This window comes from Streptomyces sp. NPDC052682 (genome assembly GCF_040678435.1).
GTDB lineage: Bacteria > Actinomycetota > Actinomycetes > Streptomycetales > Streptomycetaceae > Streptomyces.
The window spans coordinates 327,119-348,003 of the sequence record NZ_JBFATS010000003.1; the positions used below are offsets into that span (position 1 = coordinate 327,119).

Annotated in this window: 20 protein-coding genes and 1 pseudogene; 10 read left to right on the forward strand and 11 right to left on the reverse strand. The window is 72.4% G+C overall.

Annotated elements, in window-relative coordinates:
• Window positions 1-10 precede the first annotated feature (10 nt).
• Window positions 11-3,211 carry a tetratricopeptide repeat protein gene (locus tag AB0K80_RS06330; RefSeq protein ID WP_365666376.1) on the forward strand — a complete coding sequence of 1,067 codons (3,201 nt, stop codon included), beginning with the start codon at window positions 11-13 and terminating at the stop codon, window positions 3,209-3,211.
• A 573-nt stretch (window positions 3,212-3,784) separates the two neighbouring features.
• Here the strand turns inward: AB0K80_RS06330 and AB0K80_RS06335 are convergent.
• Both AB0K80_RS06335 and mca read right to left on the reverse strand, forming a co-directional pair.
• Entirely contained in the window at window positions 3,785-4,045 is a 261-nt protein-coding gene (locus AB0K80_RS06335) for a hypothetical protein (RefSeq protein WP_365666378.1), read from the reverse strand.
• Window positions 4,046-4,081: 36 nt separating this feature from the next.
• Window positions 4,082-4,933 (reverse strand): mycothiol conjugate amidase Mca, encoded by an 852-nt coding sequence (mca, locus tag AB0K80_RS06340; RefSeq protein WP_365666610.1) that lies wholly within the window; start codon window positions 4,931-4,933, stop codon window positions 4,082-4,084.
• A 169-nt stretch (window positions 4,934-5,102) separates the two neighbouring features.
• On the opposite strand from mca, the gene AB0K80_RS06345 reads away from it, so the two are divergent.
• Both AB0K80_RS06345 and greA read left to right on the forward strand, forming a co-directional pair.
• The gene (locus tag AB0K80_RS06345; protein ID WP_365666380.1) at window positions 5,103-5,501 is read left to right on the forward strand and encodes a DUF4307 domain-containing protein; all 399 of its coding nucleotides are present in this window, start codon (window positions 5,103-5,105) and stop codon (window positions 5,499-5,501) included.
• Window positions 5,502-5,680: 179 nt separating this feature from the next.
• A complete protein-coding gene (gene greA / locus AB0K80_RS06350) occupies window positions 5,681-6,178 on the forward strand; it encodes a transcription elongation factor GreA (RefSeq protein WP_365666382.1) in 498 nt (165 codons plus the stop codon).
• 57 nt (window positions 6,179-6,235) lie between these two features.
• On the opposite strand, the gene AB0K80_RS06355 is transcribed toward greA, so the two are convergent.
• The 3 genes from AB0K80_RS06355 to ilvA all read right to left on the reverse strand — a co-directional run bounded on the left by AB0K80_RS06355 (window position 6,236) and on the right by ilvA (window position 9,422).
• Complete coding sequence (locus tag AB0K80_RS06355) at window positions 6,236-7,081, reverse strand: ABC transporter permease (RefSeq protein ID WP_365666383.1); 846 nt, start codon at window positions 7,079-7,081, stop codon at window positions 6,236-6,238.
• The gene (locus tag AB0K80_RS06360; protein ID WP_365666385.1) at window positions 7,078-8,043 is read right to left on the reverse strand and encodes an ATP-binding cassette domain-containing protein; all 966 of its coding nucleotides are present in this window, start codon (window positions 8,041-8,043) and stop codon (window positions 7,078-7,080) included. Before AB0K80_RS06360 ends, AB0K80_RS06355 begins: the two co-directional genes overlap by 4 nt.
• A 149-nt stretch (window positions 8,044-8,192) precedes the next feature.
• Window positions 8,193-9,422, reverse strand: a complete 1,230-nt coding sequence (ilvA, locus tag AB0K80_RS06365) for a threonine ammonia-lyase (RefSeq protein ID WP_365666387.1) — start codon at window positions 9,420-9,422, stop codon at window positions 8,193-8,195.
• A gap of 176 nt (window positions 9,423-9,598) precedes the next feature.
• On the opposite strand from ilvA, the gene AB0K80_RS06370 reads away from it, so the two are divergent.
• The 3 genes from AB0K80_RS06370 (at window position 9,599) to AB0K80_RS06380 (ending at window position 11,011) form a co-directional block, all read left to right on the forward strand.
• Window positions 9,599-10,111, forward strand: a complete 513-nt coding sequence (locus AB0K80_RS06370) for a MarR family transcriptional regulator (protein ID WP_365666612.1) — start codon at window positions 9,599-9,601, stop codon at window positions 10,109-10,111.
• Between the two features lie 95 nt (window positions 10,112-10,206).
• Window positions 10,207-10,710, forward strand: coding sequence for a sigma factor-like helix-turn-helix DNA-binding protein (locus AB0K80_RS06375; protein WP_365666389.1), 504 nt, complete (start codon window positions 10,207-10,209; stop codon window positions 10,708-10,710).
• A 52-nt stretch (window positions 10,711-10,762) separates the two neighbouring features.
• The gene (locus AB0K80_RS06380) at window positions 10,763-11,011 is read left to right on the forward strand and encodes a hypothetical protein (RefSeq protein WP_365666391.1); all 249 of its coding nucleotides are present in this window, start codon (window positions 10,763-10,765) and stop codon (window positions 11,009-11,011) included.
• A gap of 68 nt (window positions 11,012-11,079) precedes the next feature.
• Here the strand turns inward: AB0K80_RS06380 and AB0K80_RS06385 are convergent.
• From AB0K80_RS06385 to AB0K80_RS06395, 3 genes and pseudogenes are all read right to left on the reverse strand, one after another.
• Window positions 11,080-11,325: pseudogene (locus AB0K80_RS06385) on the reverse strand (AraC family transcriptional regulator); the annotation flags it as partial.
• 56 nt (window positions 11,326-11,381) lie between these two features.
• Window positions 11,382-11,792: a VOC family protein gene (locus tag AB0K80_RS06390; protein ID WP_365666393.1), complete on the reverse strand. Its 411-nt coding sequence runs from the start codon at window positions 11,790-11,792 to the stop codon at window positions 11,382-11,384.
• A 98-nt stretch (window positions 11,793-11,890) separates the two neighbouring features.
• Window positions 11,891-13,045, reverse strand: coding sequence for a cystathionine gamma-synthase (locus AB0K80_RS06395; protein ID WP_365666394.1), 1,155 nt, complete (start codon window positions 13,043-13,045; stop codon window positions 11,891-11,893).
• A 188-nt stretch (window positions 13,046-13,233) separates the two neighbouring features.
• Here AB0K80_RS06395 and AB0K80_RS06400 point away from each other — a divergent pair, with 188 nt between their 5' ends.
• Window positions 13,234-14,352: a hypothetical protein gene (locus AB0K80_RS06400; RefSeq protein WP_365666396.1), complete on the forward strand. Its 1,119-nt coding sequence runs from the start codon at window positions 13,234-13,236 to the stop codon at window positions 14,350-14,352.
• Between the two features lie 216 nt (window positions 14,353-14,568).
• Window positions 14,569-15,249 carry a peptide-methionine (S)-S-oxide reductase MsrA gene (gene msrA, locus AB0K80_RS06405; RefSeq protein WP_365666398.1) on the forward strand — a complete coding sequence of 227 codons (681 nt, stop codon included), beginning with the start codon at window positions 14,569-14,571 and terminating at the stop codon, window positions 15,247-15,249.
• A gap of 12 nt (window positions 15,250-15,261) precedes the next feature.
• On the opposite strand, the gene AB0K80_RS06410 is transcribed toward msrA, so the two are convergent.
• Window positions 15,262-16,656 carry a hypothetical protein gene (locus AB0K80_RS06410; protein WP_365666400.1) on the reverse strand — a complete coding sequence of 465 codons (1,395 nt, stop codon included), beginning with the start codon at window positions 16,654-16,656 and terminating at the stop codon, window positions 15,262-15,264.
• A gap of 127 nt (window positions 16,657-16,783) precedes the next feature.
• On the opposite strand from AB0K80_RS06410, the gene AB0K80_RS06415 reads away from it, so the two are divergent.
• Window positions 16,784-17,872 carry an AI-2E family transporter gene (locus AB0K80_RS06415; RefSeq protein WP_365666401.1) on the forward strand — a complete coding sequence of 363 codons (1,089 nt, stop codon included), beginning with the start codon at window positions 16,784-16,786 and terminating at the stop codon, window positions 17,870-17,872.
• A gap of 9 nt (window positions 17,873-17,881) precedes the next feature.
• Here the strand turns inward: AB0K80_RS06415 and AB0K80_RS06420 are convergent, their stop codons facing one another.
• Both AB0K80_RS06420 and AB0K80_RS06425 read right to left on the reverse strand, forming a co-directional pair.
• On the reverse strand, window positions 17,882-18,265 hold the full coding sequence (locus AB0K80_RS06420; protein WP_365666403.1) for a VOC family protein: 384 nt from the start codon (window positions 18,263-18,265) through the stop codon (window positions 17,882-17,884).
• Window positions 18,266-18,375: 110 nt separating this feature from the next.
• Entirely contained in the window at window positions 18,376-19,416 is a 1,041-nt protein-coding gene (locus tag AB0K80_RS06425) for an NAD(P)-dependent alcohol dehydrogenase (protein WP_365666405.1), read from the reverse strand.
• A gap of 172 nt (window positions 19,417-19,588) precedes the next feature.
• Between AB0K80_RS06425 and AB0K80_RS06430 the strand changes: the two genes are divergently transcribed.
• Window positions 19,589-20,506, forward strand: coding sequence for a helix-turn-helix transcriptional regulator (locus AB0K80_RS06430; protein WP_365666407.1), 918 nt, complete (start codon window positions 19,589-19,591; stop codon window positions 20,504-20,506).
• The last annotated feature ends 379 nt before the right edge of the window (window positions 20,507-20,885 follow it).

The following is a 20,885-nucleotide window of genomic DNA, read 5'->3' on the forward strand; positions in this document are numbered from 1 at the left end:
GGGACGTGACATGCGGGACAGTCATCGGGCGGAGGCGGAGCGGCTGCTGGCGCGCGCCGTGGAGGAGGAGGTGCGCCGCACGGGCGGGCGCACCGACGGCAACGTGCTGCTGGCCCGGGCGCGCGGGGCACTGGAGGCGATCGCGGCGACGGCCGCGGAGGAGTACGACACCTACGTCCGGGCCCTGGACGAGGCGGAGGCCGGGCAGCTCACCTTCCGCCAGCGCTACGCCCGGGAGGGCGCCGGGACGCCGCTGCTGGTGGCCGGGGTCGCGGCGGTCGCCGCGACGGTGGCCGACGTGGCACTCGGCACGGGCGTGGGCACGGCGCTGGGGGCCGGTGTGACGGTGGGGGTCGTGGCCGCCGCCGCGACGGTGGTGAAGGTCGTCGGCTCGCACCTGCCCGCGGCCCACCACCGGGCCGGTGCGGTCAGCCAGCCCGGCGGGCCCGAGCAGCTCAGACTCCAGTGGCTGACGGCCCTGGAGGTCCGGGGCATCCGCCCGTTCCTCGACCAGCAGCGGGTGCTGGCCGCGTCCACCGGGCCGAAGAAGCCCGGGCCGCGGCTGAAGGGCGTGGACAAGAGCGCGGCGGCCCGGGGGCGCAGTGTGCTGGAGCAGTCGTTCGGGCAGCTGCCGCAGGCGGCGGGTCCGTTCGCCGGACGGCGGCAGGAGATGGCCCGCATCCGGCAGTGGGTGCAGGCGGCCCGCGCCGGTACGCAGACCCGGCCGACGGTGGTCGTGCTGCACGGGGCGCCCGGCAGCGGCCGTACCACCCTGGCGGTGCGCGCCGCCCACGACCTGAAGGACTACTTCCGCGGTGCCTGCGTGGTCGACCTGCGCGGCGACAGCCCGGGCGAGGCTCCGCTGTCCACCCGCGAGGCCCTGCTGCACCTGCTCAACCGGCTCGGCGCGCCCCGCGAACAGCTGCTGTTCCGCGAGCGTTCCTCCCCCGACCAGCAGGTCAAACGGCTCAGCGAGCTGTACCACCAGCACTTGGCCGGCCTGCCGGTGACGATCGTCCTGGACGACGCCTCGGACCCCGCGCAGGTCCGGGCCCTGATCCCGGAGCGGTCCGACAGCCTGGTCCTGGTGACCGCCCGGGAGCCGCTGGAGCTCGGCGCGGACCTGCCCGCCCGGGTGCACCGGCTGCCGGTCGCCCCGCTGGACGCGGCGGGCGCGGAAGAGCTGCTGGCCGCGGCCTCGCAGGACTCCTCGGAGCCGTACGACGCCGAGTCCGCCGAGCGCATCCGGGAGTTGTGCGGCGGGCTGCCGCTGGCGCTGCGCGTCGCGGGCTCGTCGCTGGGCCCGCGCTCGCCGCGCGCCCTGGCCACCGACCTGGGCGCGTACGGCCCCGTCGACCCGGTCGAACGCGCCCTGTGGCTGCGCTACACCGACCAGCCGGAGCCCGTACGGCGGCTGCTGCGCCGCCTCGCGCTGGCCGGCCGGGCCTCGCTGGGCGCGGCAGCGGCGGCGGCCCTGCTGGCCACCGACGAGGCGGAGGCCACCCGCCACCTGGTGACCCTGTCCCGCGCCGGCCTGATCGACCATGTCCGCGGTGACCGCTACCGCCTCCACGACCTGGTGCGCGGCTTCGCCCTGGCCCGGCTGCACGACGAGGAGGACCCGGCGGAGCGCACGGCGGCGCAGGAACGGCTGATCATGGCCTACGCCGAGCTCGCCGACTCGGTGCTGCGCCTGGTCGACGGGCACGTCTCGACCCGCTCGGACCGCTTCAGCCCGCACGGCTTCACCTCCCTGGACGAGGCGCTGCGCTGGCTGGACGACGAGTCGAGCTTCATCACCGCGACCCTGCGGCACGCCGAGGGCGTCGACCAGGCGGCCGTGCTGAACCTGCTGGGCGCGCTGTGCGACTACTGCCTGCTGCGCGGCGACCTGTACCGGCTGGGAGAGATCAGCGAACTGGCCCAGTCGGTGGACCAGGGCCTGCTGATCCGCTCCGTGCAGTGGCGCACGGGCATCGCGGCCCGGCAGCTCGGCGAGCTGGACAAGGCCCGTACGACGCTGACCTCGGTGGTCGACCTGTACCGCGAGGCCCAGCACGACGCGGGCGCGGCCCGGGCGCTGTGCTCGCTGGGCATCACCCTGCACCACCAGGGCAACCTCACCGAGGCGGCGGCCAGACTCCGCGAGGCCCTGGCCCTGCAGGCCGGGCCCGAGCTGGCCACGGACCGCGCCTGGACCCTGCACGCCCTGGCGGCCGTCGAGCGGGACCGGGCCCATGTGGCCGAGGCGCTTCAGCTGCTCACCGAGTCCCTGGTCCTGCACCGGGCGGGCGAGTCCCTGCACGGCCAGGCCTGGGCGCACTTCCAGCTCGGCCAGCTGGGCCTGCGCATGGGCGACGTGCCGCGCGCCGAGTCGGAGCTGCGCGCGGCCCTGGACCTGTACGGCCGTACCCGGGACGCCCGTGGCGAGGCGTGGGCGCTGACCCAGCTGGCCCGGGCCCGGCTGGTCGCCGGGGACGCCTCCCCGGCGGTGGAGCAGCTGCGCCGGGCCGCGGCCCGGCACCGCGAGAACGAGGACGCCCGCGGCGAGGCCTGGACGCTGTACTACCTGGGCCAGGCCCTGGAGGAGACGGGCGACCTGGACCAGGCGGTCCGCGAGCTGGAGCGCGCCCGCACGATGTTCTCCCGCATGCGCGACGTGTACGGCCTGGCCTGCGCCCGCCACCACTCGGCCCGGGCCACGCGCGACCAGCGCGCCGCCCAGACCGGCTCGCTGCGCAACTCCGGCTTCGCCCGCCAGCTCCTGGTCGACGCCCGCGCCGACTTCCAGCGCATCGGGGTGGCCCACGGGGAGGCGTGGACGTGCCTGGAGCTCGCGGTCGTCGACGCGGGCAACGCCCGCACGGCCCAGGCACTGACCCTGTGCGACGAGGCGATCGGCCTGTTCACCTCCTACGGTGACCGCCGAGGCGAGGACTGGGCCCGTTTCCTGCGCTGCACCCTGCTGCCGTACGCGGCCGCCGGCGGTGTCGAGGTCGGTACGGCGGTGGCACAGCAGGAGCTGGCCGAGCTGGCCCGCACCGGGCATCCGCTGCGCGACGAGAAGCTCGACGACTACCTCGAGGCGTACCAGCTGCTGCTGGAGCGGGGGGTGCGACTGGAGGACGGCTGGCAGGCGTGGCGCCTGCGAATGGTGCCGGACCGTCATGCAAGGGAGGTCATGGGCGTACCGGTGACGCCGCAGCACTGAGGCCGAGGCTTACGCTGAGCGCCGCGCGCAGCGGCACCCGCCGAGAACCACGCGTGCCCACCCGACGCACGGGTCCGCGCGCAGTGGCACACGCCGGGTCCGGCGTAGTGGCACACGCTGGGCGCCCCGCGGAGTGGCAAGAGCCGAGAACCGCGCATGACGGCCGACGCCGAGAACCACGCGTGGCGGCACACGCCGAGGACCGGGCGGGGTGGCGCACGCTGAGCGCCATGCGTGGTGGCACGCGCCGAGAGCCCCCGGGATGGCACAGAGCGCCGCGTGTAGCGGCAAACGCCGAGAACCGCGCGGAGCGGTACGCGCGAGGACCGCGCATGACGGCCGACGCCGAGGACCGGGCGGAGTGGCGTCGCCGCGCGTGGCGGGCGCACGCTGGACGCCACCCGTCGCGGCAAACGCCGGAAACCGCGCGGAGCGGCACGCACCGGGAACCGCGCGTGCCGACCCACGCAGGGTCCGCGCGTAGTGGCACACGCCGAGGACCACGCGTGGCGGCGCGGGTCCAGGGGGCGCGCGCCGTCGGCTCACCGTTGCGGCGCGCCGCCCGTGGTGGTGTCAGCCCTGCTGCGGCTTGTCCCGGCCGGGCACCTCGGCCGTCTCGGGCTCCGCCGGTGCCTCCTTCGGGTCCGGGACCTGGGTGAAGTCAACCCGGCTCATGTGCCGGTTCATGGACTTCATCAGGCCCCACACCGCCAGGGCCATCGCCGCGAAGACGATGAAGCCGAGGACGCCGGGGGTGACCTTGTCCTCGTCGACCTCGGCGAGGGTGACGAGGTGTGTCAGTGCCAGGCTCGCGCTTGCGCTCATGTCAGGCATTGTCCCCCAGGGCTGTCCGGCTTTGTCCGGCAGGGCCTACCGGATGCCCGCGAAGAGGTCGTCCTCCGGCAGGGAGGTGTCCACCAGCGACTTCGCCAGCTCGTACTCCTCCGTCGGCCAGACCTCCTTCTGGATCTCCATCGGCACACGGAACCAGCCCCCGTCGGGGTCGATCTGGGTGGCGTGTGCGATCAGTGCCTTGTCGCGGATCTCGAAGAAGTCGGCGCACGGGATGTGCGTGGTGAGCGTGCGGTCCTTGTGGCCGGACTCGTCCCAGCGCTTGAGCCACTCCCCGTACGGCGACTCCAGGCCGCGCTCCACCAGCGCCTTGTGCAGCGCCTCGGTGCGGGGGCGGTTGAAGCCCTGGTTGTAGTACAGCTTCAGCGGCTGGTACGCCGGGCCGAACTCGTCCTCCGGGTACTTCTCGGTGTCCGCCGCGCCCTCGAACGCCACCATCGAGATCTTGTGGGTCATGATGTGGTCGGGGTGCGGGTAGCCGCCGTTCTCGTCGTAGGTGGTGATCACCTGGGGACGGAAGGCGCGGATCTTCTTCACCAGCTCGCCGGCCGCGGTGTCGACGTCCTCGAGGGCGAAGCAGCCCTCCGGCAGCGGCGGCAGCGGGTCGCCCTCGGGCAGGCCGGAGTCGACGAAGCCGAGCCACTCCTGCTTGACGCCGAGGATCTCCCGGGCCTCGTCCATCTCCTTCTTGCGTACCTCGTGGATGTGCTCCTCGATGTACTTGTCCCCCTGGAGCTTGGGGTTGAGGATGGAGCCGCGTTCCCCGCCCGTGCAGGTCACCACCAGCACGTCCACCCCCTCGGACACGTACTTCGCCATGGTGGCCGCGCCCTTGCTCGACTCGTCGTCGGGGTGGGCGTGGACGGCCATCAGTCGCAACTGGTCAGTCAAGACTCAATCCTCAAGTCGGTCGGCGCCCTGTGTGCCTCGGCGCAATCGGCGGCTTCTATAGTGACCGAATCGGGGGCGGAATAATTCCGGAGCCCGGCTTCGGCGCCCCTTCCGGGACTCCCGTCCCGCCCTGGTGGAGAGGACGATCATGAGTACGGTGAGCACGCGGCCGCCCGAGGGCCGCTACGGCCGTTCCTCGGACGAGCGTGCCGACCGGACGCTCAAGGTCGTCGGCGGCGTCCTGGCGGTGGTCCTGCTCGCGGTGATCGGCTGGTTCGGCTATCACTACGTCGGCCAGAGCAAGATCAGCGGCGAGGTGATCAGTTTCGACGCCTCCAAGGACGCGGTGAAAGTCCGTCTGGAGGTCCGCAAGGACGCCGGCGCCCGGGGCTACTGCACTGTGCGGTCCCAGGCCGAGGACGGCGACGAGGTGGGCCGGGCGGACTTCCGCTTCGACGAGGACGCCACCCGCGTCGACAAGGTGGTCACCCTGCGCACCACCGCGCCGGGCACCACGGCCGAGCTGCTGGGCTGTCACGCCGACTGACGCGATCCGGACATCACCGGGAATACGTATCCGCTGACCTGCGTTGACGTGATTCTTATGGCTTATGTCCTCCCCCTTGCGCCCCTGAATTGTTAGGCTCGTGGTTTCGCCCATCCATGAAGGAACATGCTTCTGGGTAGGGCGATGCTTTGTCTTCCCAGTACCTACGAGGAGCACCTGTGACCCAGACCAGCGAGAACGTCACCTGGCTGACCCAGGAGGCGTACAACAAGCTCAAGGCTGAGCTTGAGTACCTTACTGGTCCCGCGCGCGCGGAGATCTCCGCGAAGATCGCCGCCGCGCGCGAGGAGGGCGACCTGCGTGAGAACGGCGGGTACCACGCGGCCAAGGAGGAGCAGGGCAAGCAGGAGCTCCGTGTGCGCCAGCTGACCCAGCTCCTCGAGACCGCCAAGGTCGGTGAGCCGCCGGCCGCCGACGGCGCGGTGGCCCCCGGCATGGTCGTGACCATCGCCTTCGACGGCGACGAGGACGACACGCTGACCTTCCTGCTCGCCTCCCGCGAGTACGCCAGCGCCGACATCGAGACCTACTCGCCGCAGTCCCCGCTGGGTTCCGGCGTGATCGGCCACAAGGTCGGCGAGGACGCCGAGTACGAGCTGCCGAACGGCAAGAAGGCCTCCGTGCGGATCCTCAAGGCCGAGCCCTACAACGGCTGACCCCGGCCCCCACGCCCTTGACGGCCCCCGGCGCCCGGTACGGCGCCGGGGGTCTCGTCATGCGGTGGCCGAGCGGTACTTGCGTACCGCGAGGGTCCGGAACACGGCGATGATCAGCACCGAGTAGATCAGTGACGCCCACACCGGGTGCTGCATGGGCCAGGCGTCGGAGGGTGAGACCCCGGGGTTCCCGAACAGCTCCCGGCAGGCCTGCACCGTGGCGCTGAACGGGTTCCACTCGGCGATGTGCCGTAGCCAGGGCGTCATGCGCTGCGAGTCCACGAACGCGTTGGAGATGAAGGTGACGGGGAACAGCCAGATCAGTCCGCCCGAGGTGGCCGCCTCGGGGGTGCGGACGGACAGGCCGATCACCGCGCCGATCCAGGTGAACGCGTAGCCGGTCAGGAGCAGCAGGCCGAAGGCGCCGAGCACCTCGCCGATGGTGGTGTGGGTGCGCCAGCCGACCAGCAGGGCCACCAGGGCCAGCACGAACAGCGTGAGCGCGGTCTGCACCAGGTCGGCCAGGGTGCGGCCGGTGAGCACGGCGCCGCGGGCCATCGGCAGGGAGCGGAAGCGGTCGATCAGCCCCTTGTGCATGTCGTCGGCGATGCCCGCGCCCGCTCCGGCGGTGGCGAAGGTGACGGTCTGCGCGAAGATGCCGGCCATCAGGAACTCGCGGTAGACCGAGGGCTGCGTGCTGCCGCCGATGTTCATGGACCCGCCGAACACGTAGCTGAACAGCACCACGAACATGATGGGCTGGATCAGCCCGAAGATGACCATTTCCGGGATGCGGGACATCCGGATCAGATTGCGCTTGGCGACCACCAGCGAGTCACGGACGGACTGGCTGACCGGGTTGCCGGGCCGCGTGCCCGGCACGGTGTCGGTGACGGCGCTCACTTGGCGGCCTCCTCGTCCTTGATCTCGGCCAGGTGTCCGGTGAGGGACAGGAAGACGTCATCGAGCGTCGGCCGGCGCAGGCCGATGTCGTCGATCTCGATACCGCGGGCGTCCAGCTCGCGGATGACCTCGGCGAGCAGCTTGGCGCCGCCCGTCACGGGCACGGTGAGTTTGCGCATGTGCTCCTCGACCGTGGTCTCGCCCTTGCCGAAGCCGCGCAGGACCTCGGAGGCGGGCTGGATGTGCTCGCGCTCGTGCACCACGACCTCGACCCGCTCGCCGCCGGTGCGGGCCTTGAGCTGGTCGGAGGTGCCCTTGGCGATGACCCGGCCCTGGTCGACGACCGCGATGTCGTGTGCCAGGTGGTCGGCCTCCTCCAGGTACTGGGTGGTCAGCAGCAGCGTCGTACCGCCCGAGACGAGCTGCTTGATGACCTCCCACAGCTGCTGGCGGTTGCGCGGGTCCAGGCCGGTGGTCGGCTCGTCCATGAACATCACGGGCGGCGAGACGACCAGGGCGGCGGCGAGGTCGAGCCGGCGGCGCATGCCGCCCGAGTAGGTCTTGGTGGGGCGGTCGGCGGCTTCGGTGAGGTGGAACTGCTCGAGCAGTTCGGCCGCGCGCGCCTTCGCCGCCCTGGCCCTCATCTGGTACAGCTGCCCGACCATCTGGAGGTTCTCGCGGCCGGTCAGATACTCGTCGACCGCCGCGAACTGGCCGGACAGGCCGATGGAGCGGCGCACGGCGTCGGGGTGCTTCAGCACGTCGATGCCCGCGACGACCGCCCTGCCGCTGTCGGGCCGCAGCAGAGTGGTCAGGCAGCGGACCGTGGTGGTCTTGCCCGCGCCATTCGGCCCGAGCAGACCCAGCACCGTGCCTTCGGGGACATCGAGATCGACGCCGTCCAGAGCCCTTACGTCACCGAAGGTCTTCCCCAGACCTTCGGCATAGATGGCGCCTGGCATATGAGTCTCCACGTCGTCGGGGATGGGGTGGCCATGCACACACGTCTTGCGACACCAACGAACCATAACGCGATGTATCGCGTCTCGCAATCGATTTTTCCCGGCGTGGCGGGCCAGGGGTCACGAGCGTCCCGGCGCCTTGCCGGCCGTCAGTCGATGACCGTGTAACCGGCGTCGCGCAGAGCCTGGTTGACCTCGGCGCAGTGGACCGGGCCCTTCGTCTCCAGGTGCAGTTCGACCTCCGCCTCCGTGAACCCGAGCCGGGGATCGGTCCGTACGTGGCTCACATCCAGGACGTTGGCGTCGGCCCCCGACAACACCCCGAGGAGCGTCGCGAGGGCGCCCGGCCGGTCCGTCAGCCGCAGCCGCACCGCCAGGTAGCGGCCCTGCGCGGCCATGCCGTGCCGCAGCACCCGCTGCATCAGCACCGGGTCGACGTTGCCGCCCGACAGCACCGCGACGACCGGGCCCTCGAAGGCCCCGGGCTCGCTCAGCAGGGCCGCGACCGGGCTGACCCCGGCCGGCTCGACGACCAGCTTGGCCCGCTCCAGCATCAGCAGCAAGGCGGCGGACAGCTCGTCCTCGCTGACCGTGCGGACCTCGTCCACCAGGTCACCGACGATCCCGAACGGCACGTCCCCGGGGCGGCCGACCCTGATGCCGTCCGCCATCGTCGCCGGGTTCTGCAGGGACACCGGGCGCCCGGCCGCCAGCGAGGGCGGGTACGCCGCCGCGCCCTCCGCCTGCACGCCCACGATCCGCAGGTCCGGCCGCAGCGCCTTCACGGCGACCGCGATCCCGGCGGCGAGCCCGCCGCCGCCGATCCCGACCACGACCGTGCGCGCCTCCGGGCACTGCTCCAGGATCTCCAGGCCCACCGTGCCCTGCCCGGCGATGATGTCGGGGTGGTCGAAGGGGTGGATGAACACCGCGCCCGTCCGCGCCGCGTACTCCTGGGCCGCGGCCAGCGTCTCGTCGACCACCTGGCCGTGCAGCCGTACCTCGGCGCCGTAGTCCCGCGTGGCACTGATCTTCGGCAGCGGGGCGCCCTTCGGCATGAACACCGTGGCACGCACGCCGAGCAGCGCGGACGCCAGGGCGACGCCCTGCGCGTGGTTGCCGGCGCTCGCGGCGACGACCCCGGCCGCGCGCTCCTCGGGCAGCAGCCCGGCGATCCGGACGTACGCGCCGCGCAGCTTGAACGACCCGGTGCGCTGGAGGTTCTCGCACTTGAGGTGCACCGGCGCACCGACCAGCTGGGACAGGTACCTGCTGCCCTCCATCGCGGTCACCCGTGCCACCCCGGAGAGCATCTTCTGCGCACCGCGCACGTCGTCGAGGGTGACGGGCCGCGAGGAGTCGGCCGTGCTGTAGCTCATGACTCAAGCATCGCAGTTCACAGACCGGACGGGCCGTTGTGACCAACGTCCGGGATTCGCTTTGCGCAGCGTCGGTACGGCCCGCGCGCGGGACGCGTACTCTGTCCCCCAATCATCGTCCCCGTTCCGCCAGCCCTCCACGAAGTGAGCCCTCGGCCATGCCCACAACCCCCGACATGTCGATGGACATGACGACCGTCGGTGACCCCGGTCTCCTCGACACGCTGCAGCACGAGGTGGCGGTCTTCGCCCGCCGTGCCGAACAGACCCGGCTCGGCGGCGTCGGGCAGGTGCGCAACTCCATGGACCGTGCCGCGTACCTGCTGCTCAACCGCCTCGACAAGGAAGGCCCGATGGGCGTCAAGGCGCTCGCCGCGAGCATGGGGATCGACTCCTCCACGGTCACGCGGCAGGTCGCTCCGCTCGTCGACACCGGACTGGTCAAGCGCACCTCGCACCCGGAGGACGGGCGGGCGGTGGTGCTCCAGCTCTCCCCCCGCGGACAGACGCGGCTGGAGGAAGTGCGCTCCTCGCGGAGGCAGTTGATGGCCGAGCTGACCCACGACTGGGCGCCGGAGGAGCGGGAGGCGTTCTGCGCGCTCCTCACGCGCTTCAACAGCGCCCTGTCGGCCCGGATGTCGGCCCAGGGCGTCCCGGGGCCGGAGGCCCAGTCCGTGCCCGGCTCTTGACCGAAGGGCCCCCACTGGCCTGATATGAGACCGGGCCCCGCTGCGTCGCGCGGCCGGGCCGGCATCCTCAGGGTCGCCCTCAGTGGGGAGGCGCGGTGCGACAACGGCATGCGTCCCGGGGCGCCCGCCGCGACCGGGAGTTCGAGGTGTTCGTCGCGGGTGCGGGCGGACGGCTGCTGCACACCGCCACGCTGCTCACCGCGGAGCCCCCCGACGACAACCCGCGCGCCCGGCACCTGCTGGCCCTGGCCCTCGCGCACACGTACGCGTGCTGGGACCGGATGCGCGGCGAGGATCCCTACGACCTGGCCCGCAGGTACCTGGCCGTCCGCTTCGCGCGCGGCGCGTGGCACCACCGCCTCCCCCACCCGGGCCGCGCCCGCCCCGCGGGCGTCCTGGCCCGCCTCAGCCCGCAGGAGCGCCTGATCGTGGTGCTGCGCCTGTACGAGGGGGTCGCCGAGGAGCAGACGGCGGCGCTGCTCGGCACCTCCCCGGACCGCGTCCGGGCCGTCTGCCACCGGGCGGTGACGACGCTGCTGCGTCCGCCGCGCGGCCCGGCACCGGCGGCGGCGCCGGTGGCGAAGGCGGTGCCGTCATGAGGCCGCCGTACGGGCGAGGGGCCCGCGCGCGGGCAGGCGAGGGGAGGCGGAGGTGAGGCCACCCGATCGCGAGGCCACCGTGCGGCACATGCTGGAGCAGGCGCCGCCGCCCGTGCCGCCCGAACTGTACGCGGAGGCGGTCCGCCGTGGCGGGCGCATGCTGCGGCGCAGGACGCTCGCCCGGCGCCTGATGTGGCTGCTGATGCTCGCGGCGTCCGTCGCGTTCGTGGTCTGGGCCCTGACCGCCCGCCCCTGGGTGGAGCCGCCCTCGGACACCACTCCCCCGCTGACCGGCTGGTGAGCCCTTCCGGACCGCCGTGATCACCTCGGGAGCGGCTCCGCGTGCGCGCCGGGCGGCGAGGCGGCCGCCCGCAGCGGTGCCGCGGCCCGCTCCCTGCGACGCCGCGTCACGTACGCGTACGGCGACTCGCCGTACGCCAGGCGGAACTGGCGGCTGAGGTCCCCGGCGGCCATGTCCACGCCCCGGGCGAGCGCCTCGACGTCCAGCGGACGCGCGTACTCACGCTCGATCCGGTCGCGCACGCGGCGCAGTCGTGCCAGGTCGGCCAGCCGCTGCTGCGCGGCGCGTGCGCGCGCCCACGCGGGGTGACACATGGGACCTCCTTGCCGTCCGGACGGGGCGATACGGGCGTGCGGCACTCGCCGCCGGTTCAGCGGATCTGCTGGATGCGGATCAGGTTGCCCGCGGGGTCGCGGAACGCGCAGTCGCGGATGCCGTACGGCTGCTCGGCCGGCTCCTGGACGACCTCGGCGTTGCGGGCCTGGACCTTGTCGAAGACGCCGTCGAGGTCCCGGGTGGCCAGCAGGATCCAGCCGTAGGTGCCCTTGGCCATCATCTCCAGGACGGTGCGGCGCTCGTCCTCGGTGATGCCGGGGTCGGCGGCCGGGGGCGCCAGGAGGATCGACGTGTCGGGCTGCCCGGCCGGGCCCACCGTGATCCAGCGCATCTTGCCCTGCCCCACGTCGCTGCGGACCTCGAAGCCGAGGACGTCGCGGTAGAAGGCGAGGGACTCGTCCGGGTCGACGTGCGGGAGGCTGGTCGTGTGGATGGTGATGTCCATGACGGCCAGGCTAGGCGCGCTCCGGCGTGCGCGCTTCTCCGAAACTGACCGATGCCGGCGGCCGGCCCTCGCCCTGGGCCGGCCGCCGGAGGCGGGTGCTAGCCGAGCGCCTGCCGGAGGTCCTCCAGGAGGTCGTCCACGTTCTCGATGCCCACGGACAGGCGCACCAGGTCGCCGGGGACCTCCAGGGCGGAACCGGCCGCGGAGGCGTGCGTCATGCGGCCGGGGTGCTCGATCAGCGACTCGACGCCGCCCAGGGACTCGCCGAGGGTGAACACCTTGGCGCGGTTGCAGACCTCGACGGCCGCCGCCTCGCCGCCCTCGACGCGGAAGGAGACCATGCCGCCGAACGCCTTCATCTGCTTGGCGGCGACCTCGTGACCGGGGTGCTCGGGCAGCCCCGGGTACAGCACGCTGGTCACCCGCGCGTGCCGGGTGAGCATGTCGGCGATCTTGGCGGCGTTCTCACTGTGCCGGTCCATGCGCACCGCGAGGGTCTTGGTGCCGCGCAGCACCAGCCAGGAGTCGAAGGGCCCGGCGACGGCGCCCATCGCGTTCTGGTGGAAGGCGAGCTCCTCGCCCAGGTCGGGGTCGCTGGTGATCAGCGCGCCGCCGACCACGTCGGAGTGGCCGCCCATGTACTTGGTCAGGGAGTGCACGACGACGTCCGCGCCGAGCGAGAGCGGCTGCTGGAGGTAGGGCGTGGCGAAGGTGTTGTCGACGACGAGGCGGGCGCCCCCCTCCCGGGCGACCTGAGCGACGGCGGCGATGTCGGTGATGCCGAGCAGCGGGTTGGAGGGCGTCTCCACCCACACGACCTTGGTCTTCGGGGTGAGGGCGGCCCGTACCGCGGCGGGATCGCCGGTGTCGGCGACCGACCACTCCACGCCCCAGCGGGCGACGACCTTGGCGAAGAGGCGGAACGTGCCGCCGTACGCGTCGTTGGGGATCACCACGTGGTCGCCGGGGCTGAGCAGCGTCCGCAACAGGCAGTCCTCGGCCGCCAGTCCGGAGGCGAAGGCCAGGCCGCGGCGGCCGCCCTCCAGCGCGGCGAGGTTCTCCTCCAGCGCGGAGCGGGTCGGGTTGGCGCTGCGGCTGTACTCGTAACCGCCGCGCAGGCCGCCGACGCCGTCCTGCTTGTAGGTCGAGACCTGGTAGATCGGCGGGACGACCGCGCCGGTCAGGGGGTCGGCGGTGTTGCCCGCGTGAATCGCGAGCGTCTCGAAGTGCTGACTGATGTGCCTGTCGCTCATGCGCACCGAGGGTAGTGCGCCGGTGGAGGATTTGGCGGGCGGCGGGAACCGGGGGCGGGCCCCGGCCGTTGTGCGGACGGACGGACGACCTGCCGCCGGCGGTCCCCGCTGACCGGCTCAGCGGGAGTTTTCCACAGGTCCGGCGCCCAGGTTGGCCAAGTGTCGGCGCGGTCTGGTTCGCTTGGGACATGGAGATTCTCTGGGTCCTGATGGCACTGGTCATGCTGGGCTTCGTGCTGCTTCCGTTCCTGCGCCGCGGGCGCAGCGCGATCGGGCTGGTGTCGCCCGACCACCCGGACGCCGCGGACCCGGCGAACTACGGCTTCGTCCGCGAGGAGGAGCTGGACATCCGGATGCCCGGCCCCGACCAGGACTTGCTGGACGTCCTGGACGTGGTGCAGCGCACCCAGGACTACCGCGCGGCGCAGCAGCTCCTCGCCGGTACGGAGGCGGAGGGCGAGGTGCGCTGGCAGCGCGTGCAGGCCTTCGCCGGCGCGGCCTCGCTGGAGCTCGCGCAGCGGCCGGGCGGGGTGAGCGAGACGCCGGGCGGGCAGTGGCTGCGGGTGTGGCGCACCGAGCAGCCCAAGGACGCGGGCGGCGCCGCGGTGCACGCCGAGTTCCTGGTGCAGCAGGCGTGGCGGACGGCGACGCCCGGCACGGACGAGTTCCGGATCATCATGGAGGAGGCGAAGGCGGCGTGCGGCGAGGCGGCGCTGCTGGCCCCCGGTGACCCGATCCCGTACATCGTCGAGCTGTCGGTGGCCCGCGGACTGGCCTACTCCCAGAAGGAGTTCGAGCAGCTCTGGCTGAAGATCCTGGACCGCGCCCCGAACCACATGGGCGCGCACCTGGCGGCGCTGCACTACTGGTGCGAGAAGTGGCACGGCTCGCGGCAGCTGGCGTACCAGTTCGCGGAGGCCGCGGCGGCCCGCGCACCGCAGGGCTCGCTGCTGGCGGCGATGCCGCTGTTCGCGGTGTTCGAGCACCTGCCCGAGGTGACGCTGGTGAGCGGCTTCTGGCAGAGCGAGGTCGTCACGAAGGCGATCCACGGCGCGCTGCACGCGGTGCACTCGGCCCGCCCCGACGACCCGATGCTGGCGCACGTGCGCCACATGCTGGTGTTCTTCCTGGTGCGCAGCGAGCGCTGGGCGGAGGCCATGCAGCAGCTCATACACATCGACGGCCACGTCGGCGCCCTGCCGTGGACCCTGTCGGCCGACCCGGCGGCGGAGTTCGCGGTCTACCGGGCCCTCGCGGTGGCCGGCTTCGAGGCGAACGGCGGCAGCCCGGCGAGCCTGCCGCGCTGAGACCGGCCCGCACCCTCTCCGGACGGCCCGGCCCGCCCGGCACCGGCGAACGAGGCCCCGCCGGCACGGCCCGCCGGCCCCGGCGAACAAGGCTCCGCCGGCACCGCCCGCCGGCCCCGGCGAGCGAGCCCCCCGCCACCGCCGGAATGGCCGCCGCCCCCCGCACGTTGAAAGGAGCGTCGCCCCGAGGTCGGCGTCCCCCCGATTGGAGACCGCATGTTCCTGCACAGCCGTTCGCCCCAGCTGCCGACCCCCGAGCAGGCGCTGCCCGGCCGCCCGAAGCCGGCGTTCCCGGTCCCCGACCGCCACACCGTCCTCGGCAACCCGCTGCTCGGCCCCTACCCCGAGGGCCTGCAGATCGCCGACTTCGGCCTGGGCTGCTTCTGGGGCGCCGAGCGCAAGTTCTGGCAGCTCCCGGCCGGGGTCTGGACGACCCTGGTCGGCTACCAGGGCGGCTACACGGAGAACCCCACGTACGAGGAGGTCTGCTCGGGCCTGACCGGCCACACCGAGGTGGTCCGGGTGGTCTACGACCCCGAGGTGATCTCGTACGACCGTCTGCTGAAGACCTTCTGGGAGTCCCACGACCCCACGCAGGGCTTCCGGCAGGGCAACGACGTCGGCACGCAGTACCGCTCGGCGGTCTACACCCACACCCCCGAGCAGGAAGCCACCGCCCGCGCCTCCCGCGAGGCCTACCAGAAGGTCCTCACGTCCTCCGGCTACGGCGCGATCACCACCGAGATCCTCCCGGCGAAGGACCGCCCCTTCTACCCGGCGGAGGCGTACCACCAGCAGTACCTGGACAAGAACCCGGCGGGGTACTGCGGGCTGGGCGGGACCGGGGTGTCCTGCCCGGTCGGTGTCGCCGCGGCGCCCCAGACCCCGCAGGAGTAGGCCGGGCCCGCGTCAGCGGGGAACGCCTGCCTCGTCCAGATAGCGGTGCATGACGTCCACGGGAAGGCCCGGGTTGCCGAGGGCGTGGCAGGAGGTCTCCGGGTGCGCGCAGCTGCGCAGGATCAGATCGACGGGCAGCGCGGGGTGCGCGGCGGCCATGGCACGCACACCCTCGTCGGGGTCGTCGAGCAAGCGGACCACGACGTCCGCGGGCGCTTCGGCGTCGAGCCCCACCAGCCGTCGTTTCTCCGGATCGGGGTCGTCGGCGAAGCGCTGCGCGGCGCCCGCTCCGGGGAAGTTGGGGTGGTCCAGCAGCGCCCCCTTGGTGATGACCTGGCAGTCCAGGTAGGTCTGCAGCACCACCTCACCGTCGACGGCCGGCTGGTTCTCGCACAGCAGGAGTCGCACCGCGTAGTCGTCGTCCCTGGAGAGCAGGTCGATGGCGTCGGCCGGCAGGTGGCTGCTGCAGGCCGCGCTGCGCCGCAGCAGGGTGTGGGCCGACGCGGCGCACCGGCGCAGGACGTCGGGATCGGTGCACAGGCGCACCCATTCGACGGGAGGCAGCCGGTCGGACGGGCGGACGGTGACGTCGATGGCGGTGCGTTCTGTCTCCGTCAGTTCGGGTCTGACCGACACCGCCAGCCGGACGCTGTGTGCCTCGTCGTCGGCCAGCCGCCGGACGAGGTCGATGGGGACGTGGAGATTGGCCGCCAGCTCGCGCCGGTCCTCCTCCTCGGTGCTCGCTGCGAGCCGTTCGGCGGTCGCCGTGTTCATGGCGCCGTACCGGATCACCTCCTGCCTGTCGAAACGGCCCATTCCCGCGTCGAGAAGGAGGTCGGTGCAGCGCGCGTCCTCACGGCAGGCTTCCCTCATGGCCGCCTGGCGTACCTGGTCATCGGTGTCGTGGAGCAGACGGCGGCGGGTGTCCTCGGAGAGCAGGGCCCAGTGGCGGCAGGCTGCCCGCCGAAGGTCCGCGTCGTGGTGACCGGCGAGTTCGGCGACCAGGTTCCCGGCCGTGTGGCGGCAGTGGGCCGCGCTCCGGCGGACTCGCGGTTCCGGATCCGCGAGCAGGCGCCGCTGGACGGACAGGGGCAGGGGCGTCACGGGGACGCGGAACCACTCCGGTCCGAGGGCCAGGGCATGGCGGACCCGTGGGTCGGGATCGTCCGCGAGCCGGGCGCGCTGGTGCGCCGTCACCGCGGGGTTCGCCGCGAACGCTGTCCGCAGCCTGCGGTCGGGGTGCGTGACCACGGCGTCGACCACCTCGTCCGGCAGGGGACGCCAGGCGATCTCGTCCCAGGCCGCGACGGCTTCCTCGCACAGCAGCCGGGTCAGCACCTCGGCCGGCGCCGCGGGGTTGCGCGCGACGGCGGCGAGCGTCCGGCCACGCTCGCGATCTGCGGACATGGTCCCCCTCCATGGTCGCCGGCGGGCGTGTGGCCGGTCCGCAGATTGTGCGCACGACGGCCGGACAGGGTCAACGCCTGCCCCGGCCGTGATTCCCGTGGCGTCCGAGTCCGCATAAGGTGCCTGCGTGACTGCCACGCTGAGTTCCGCGAAAGCCCGCGCCGCGCTGCGTACCTCGGCACGCGTCTGCGTGGAGTTGCTGCTCGTCGGCCTGATGGCTGCGGTGGCGCTGTGGCTGCTGGGCCGGATGTGGTCGGTCGTGTGGCCGCTGGTGATCGGCCTGCTGCTGACCACGCTGACCTGGCCGCCAACGCGTTTCCTGCGGCGCCGCGGCTGGCGGCCGGCGCTCGCCGCGTCGGCCGTGACGGTGGCCTTCCTCCTCGTCGGCCTGGGTGTCGTGGCGCTGATCGCCGTCCCGGTGGCGTCCCAGTCCGGCGAGCTGACCGACGGCGTCATCGACGGCATCCAGAAGGTGCGCGAGTGGGCCGCCGGGCCGCCGTTGAACATCGGTGACGCCCAGATCAACAAGGCCTTCGACAGCGCGGTCTCGCGCGCCCAGGACGGTCTGGGCAGCGCGGTGGGCGCTGTCGTCACGGGCGTGAGCACCGTGGTGAACGGCCTGGTCACCGCCGTCCTAGCCCTGTTCCTGATGTTCTTCTTCCTCAAGGACGGACCACGGTTCCTGCCCTGGCTGGCCCGTCAGCTGCCCGGCCGGCTCGCCACCGACGTCCCGGCCGTCGCCGCGCGCGGCTGGGAGACGCTGGGGGCGTTCGTACGCTCCCAGGCGGCGGTCGGCCTGCTCGACGCCGTCCTCATCGGCCTGGGCCTGTGGATCCTCGGTGTCCCGCTGGTCCTGCCGCTGGCGGTGCTGACCTTCGTCTCCGCGTTCGTGCCCATCGTCGGCGCCCTCTTCGCCGGTTTCGTCGCCGTTCTCATCGCGCTGGTCTCCAACGGCCTGACGGACGCGCTGATCGTGCTGGCGATCATCGTGGTGGTGCAGCAGCTGGAGGGGAACGTCTTCCAGCCCATGATCCAGAGCCGTGGGCTCGGCCTCCACGCGGCCGTGGTCCTGCTGGCGGTGACGCTGGGCGGCAGTCTGGCCGGCATCGTGGGCAGTCTGCTCGCCGTGCCGGTCGCCGCGCTGATCGCGGTGGTCTGGAACTACGTGCGCGAACAGCTCAGCGAGCCGTCGCCGGAGGCGGGGCCGATGGACTGAGGCGCCCGGTCAGCTTCCGCTGCCGTACGGCCGGGTGAGGATCTCCAGGCGGTGCCCGTTGGGGTCGTCGAAGTACGCGCCGCGGCCGCCGTCGTTGTGGTTGATCTCGCCGGGGCGGGTGTGGAAGGGGTCCGCCCAGTAGGTCAGGCCCGCTTGCCGGATGCGGGCGAAGATCTGGTCGAACTCGTCCTCCGAGACCAGGAACGCGTAGTGCTGCGGCGTGATGGCGCCGGGCGTCTCCATGTAGTCGAGGGTCACGCCGTTGGGGACCTCGACCGGGACGAACGGGCCGTAGGGCGGGCGGACCTCGAGGCCGAGGAGGTCGGCGAGGAAACGGGCCGAGGCGTGCCGGTCGTGCGCGGCGACGATGGTGTGGTTGAGCTGCACGGTCATGACGGCACCCCCAGGTGTGACCCTCGTCACCACCATACGGCGGGCCATCGAGGACGTGGGCACCACGCCGGGGCCCCGGCACACGGCCGGGGCCCCGAGGATGCCGGCGGTCAGATCGTCGCGGTGTCGATCACGAACCGGTACCGCACATCGCTGCCGATGACCCGCTCGTACGCCGTGTTGATCTCGGAGGCCGCGATCAGCTCGATCTCCGCGCCGATGCCGTGCTCGGCGCAGAAGTCCAGCATCTCCTGGGTCTCCGCGATGCCGCCGATCATGGAACCGGCGAGCGTCTTGCCGCCGCCGATCACCGAGAAGAGGTTGAGGGACACGGGCTCCTCCGGGGCGCCCACGTTCACCAGGGCGCCCTCCGTCTTCAGCAGCGACAGGTAGGCGTTGAAGTCCAGCGGGGCCGACACCGTCGACACGATCAGGTCGAAGGTGCCCCGCAGCTCCTCGAAGGTCTTCGGGTCGCTGGTGGCGTAGTAGTGGTCGGCGCCCAGCTTGAGGCCGTCGTCCTTCTTGCGCAGGGACTGCGACAGCACGGTCACCTCGGCGCCCAGCGCGTGCGCGATCTTCACGCCCATGTGGCCGAGGCCGCCCAGGCCGACGATGGCGACCTTCTTGCCGGGACCGGCCTGCCAGCGCTTGAGCGGGGAGTAGAGCGTGATACCGGCGCACAGCAGCGGGGCGGCCACGTCCAGGGACAGGCCGTCGGGGATCCGCACGACGTAGTTCTCGTCGACGACGATCTTCTGCGAGTAGCCGCCGTACGTCGGCTCGCCGTCCTTGCCGATGCCGTTGTACGTCGGGACGTTGCCCTGGACGCAGTACTGCTCCCGGCCCGCCTTGCAGTTCTCGCACTCGCGGCAGGAGCCGACCATGCAGCCGACGCCCACCCGGTCGCCGACCTGGAACTTCGTCACGCCGGCGCCGACCTCGGCGACCACGCCGGCGATCTCGTGGCCCGGGACCATCGGGAAGATCGCCTCGCCCCAGCCCTCCTGGGCCTGGTGGATGTCGGAGTGGCAGATGCCCGCGAACTTGATGTCGATCAGGACGTCGAACTCGCCGACCGGACGCCGCTCGATGGTGGTGCGCTCCAGCGGAGCCTTGGCGGCGGGGGCGGCGTACGCAGCAACAGTGGTCATGCCGGGGGTTCTCCTAGCGAAGGGTGCGTGCCCGGCTGCCTTCCGTCCGGGCACGGCTACCAGCGTGCCCCGTCCCGGAGCATTCACCCAGGTCACGGCTTTGCGTACGACCGCTGTTCCTACCACTGGCGGGGTCAGGTTCGCGGGCGTACGACCGTGAATACTGGAGCGTATGGACCTACCGCCCGACACCCCGCAGGAGCCCGGCGCAGGACTGGACCGCCGAGCCGAGCTCAGCGAGTTCCTGCGCACCCGGCGCGCCCGGCTCAAGCCCGGGGACGTCGGGCTGCCCGACTTCGCCCGGCACCGCCGGGTGCCCGGGCTGCGCCGCGAGGAGCTGGCGCAGCTCGCCGGGGTGTCGGTGGCGTACTACACCCGCCTGGAGCAGGGCAACGGGCGCAACGTGTCGGCGGAGGTGCTCGACTCGATCGCCCGCGCGCTGCGGCTGACGGACGCCGAGCACGCGCATCTGGTGCACCTGGCCAAGCCCAAGCAGCACAAGAAGAAGCCGGTGGCACGGACCCAGCAGGTGCGGCCGGCGCTGCGGCACCTGCTGGACGCGATGGACGGCGTCCCGGCGTACGTCGTCGGGCGCCGCTCGGACATCCTCGCGTGGAACCGGATGGCCGCCGCCCTCTTCGGCGACTGGGCCCGGCTGCCGGCGCAGGAGCGCAACTGGGCGCGGCTGGTGTTCCTGAACCCGGAGTACCGCGACCTGTATCTGGACTGGGAGAAGAAGGCGGCCGACATGGTCGCCTACCTGCGCATGGACGCCGGCTGCCGTCCGGACGACCCGCGGCTGTCCGCCCTGGTCGGCGAGTTGTCGGTCAAGAGCGAGGAGTTCCGGCGGCTGTGGGCGGCGCACGACGTCAAGGAGAAGAGCTACGGCGTCAAACGCATGCGGCACCCGCTGGTCGGCGAACTGACCCTGTCCTTCGAGACGTTCCGCCTGGCCGACGACGGGGAGCAGGCCCTGGTCACCTACCACGCGGAGCCGGGCTCCGCGTCGGCGGAGGCGCTGCGGCTGCTGGCGAGCTGGGGAGCGGACGCAAGGCACCCGGGGACCGGGGCGTCGACACCGTCGACGTGATCGGGGGAGCCGACCTGCACCCAAATGCCACGGCTGTTATTGAGCTGTGGCTTGGGTAAACGCGCGAAACGCCACTTCGCAAAGCCACCGCAACTGCAGCCATCTGTACAGTCGCAGCAGTCGGCCTCGGCGTCGCCATTCCGGCTGTCGCCCAGCCCAAAGCCGCCACCTGCTCAACCACGCACTACCCGCTGGAAACCAACGGTTTTCGCGGATCTGTGATCCCCTGCATTGACCGGGCGGCCGGCCGGCAAGACACGCGTCTCGGGAGAGATCGAGCCTGTCGACTTCGACGTCGCACCGAGGTCCGCTGCGGCCAGACCGTACAGGTAACGGCCCGCCGGCTTCACCGGCGGGCCGTTATCACACCTGGTCACGC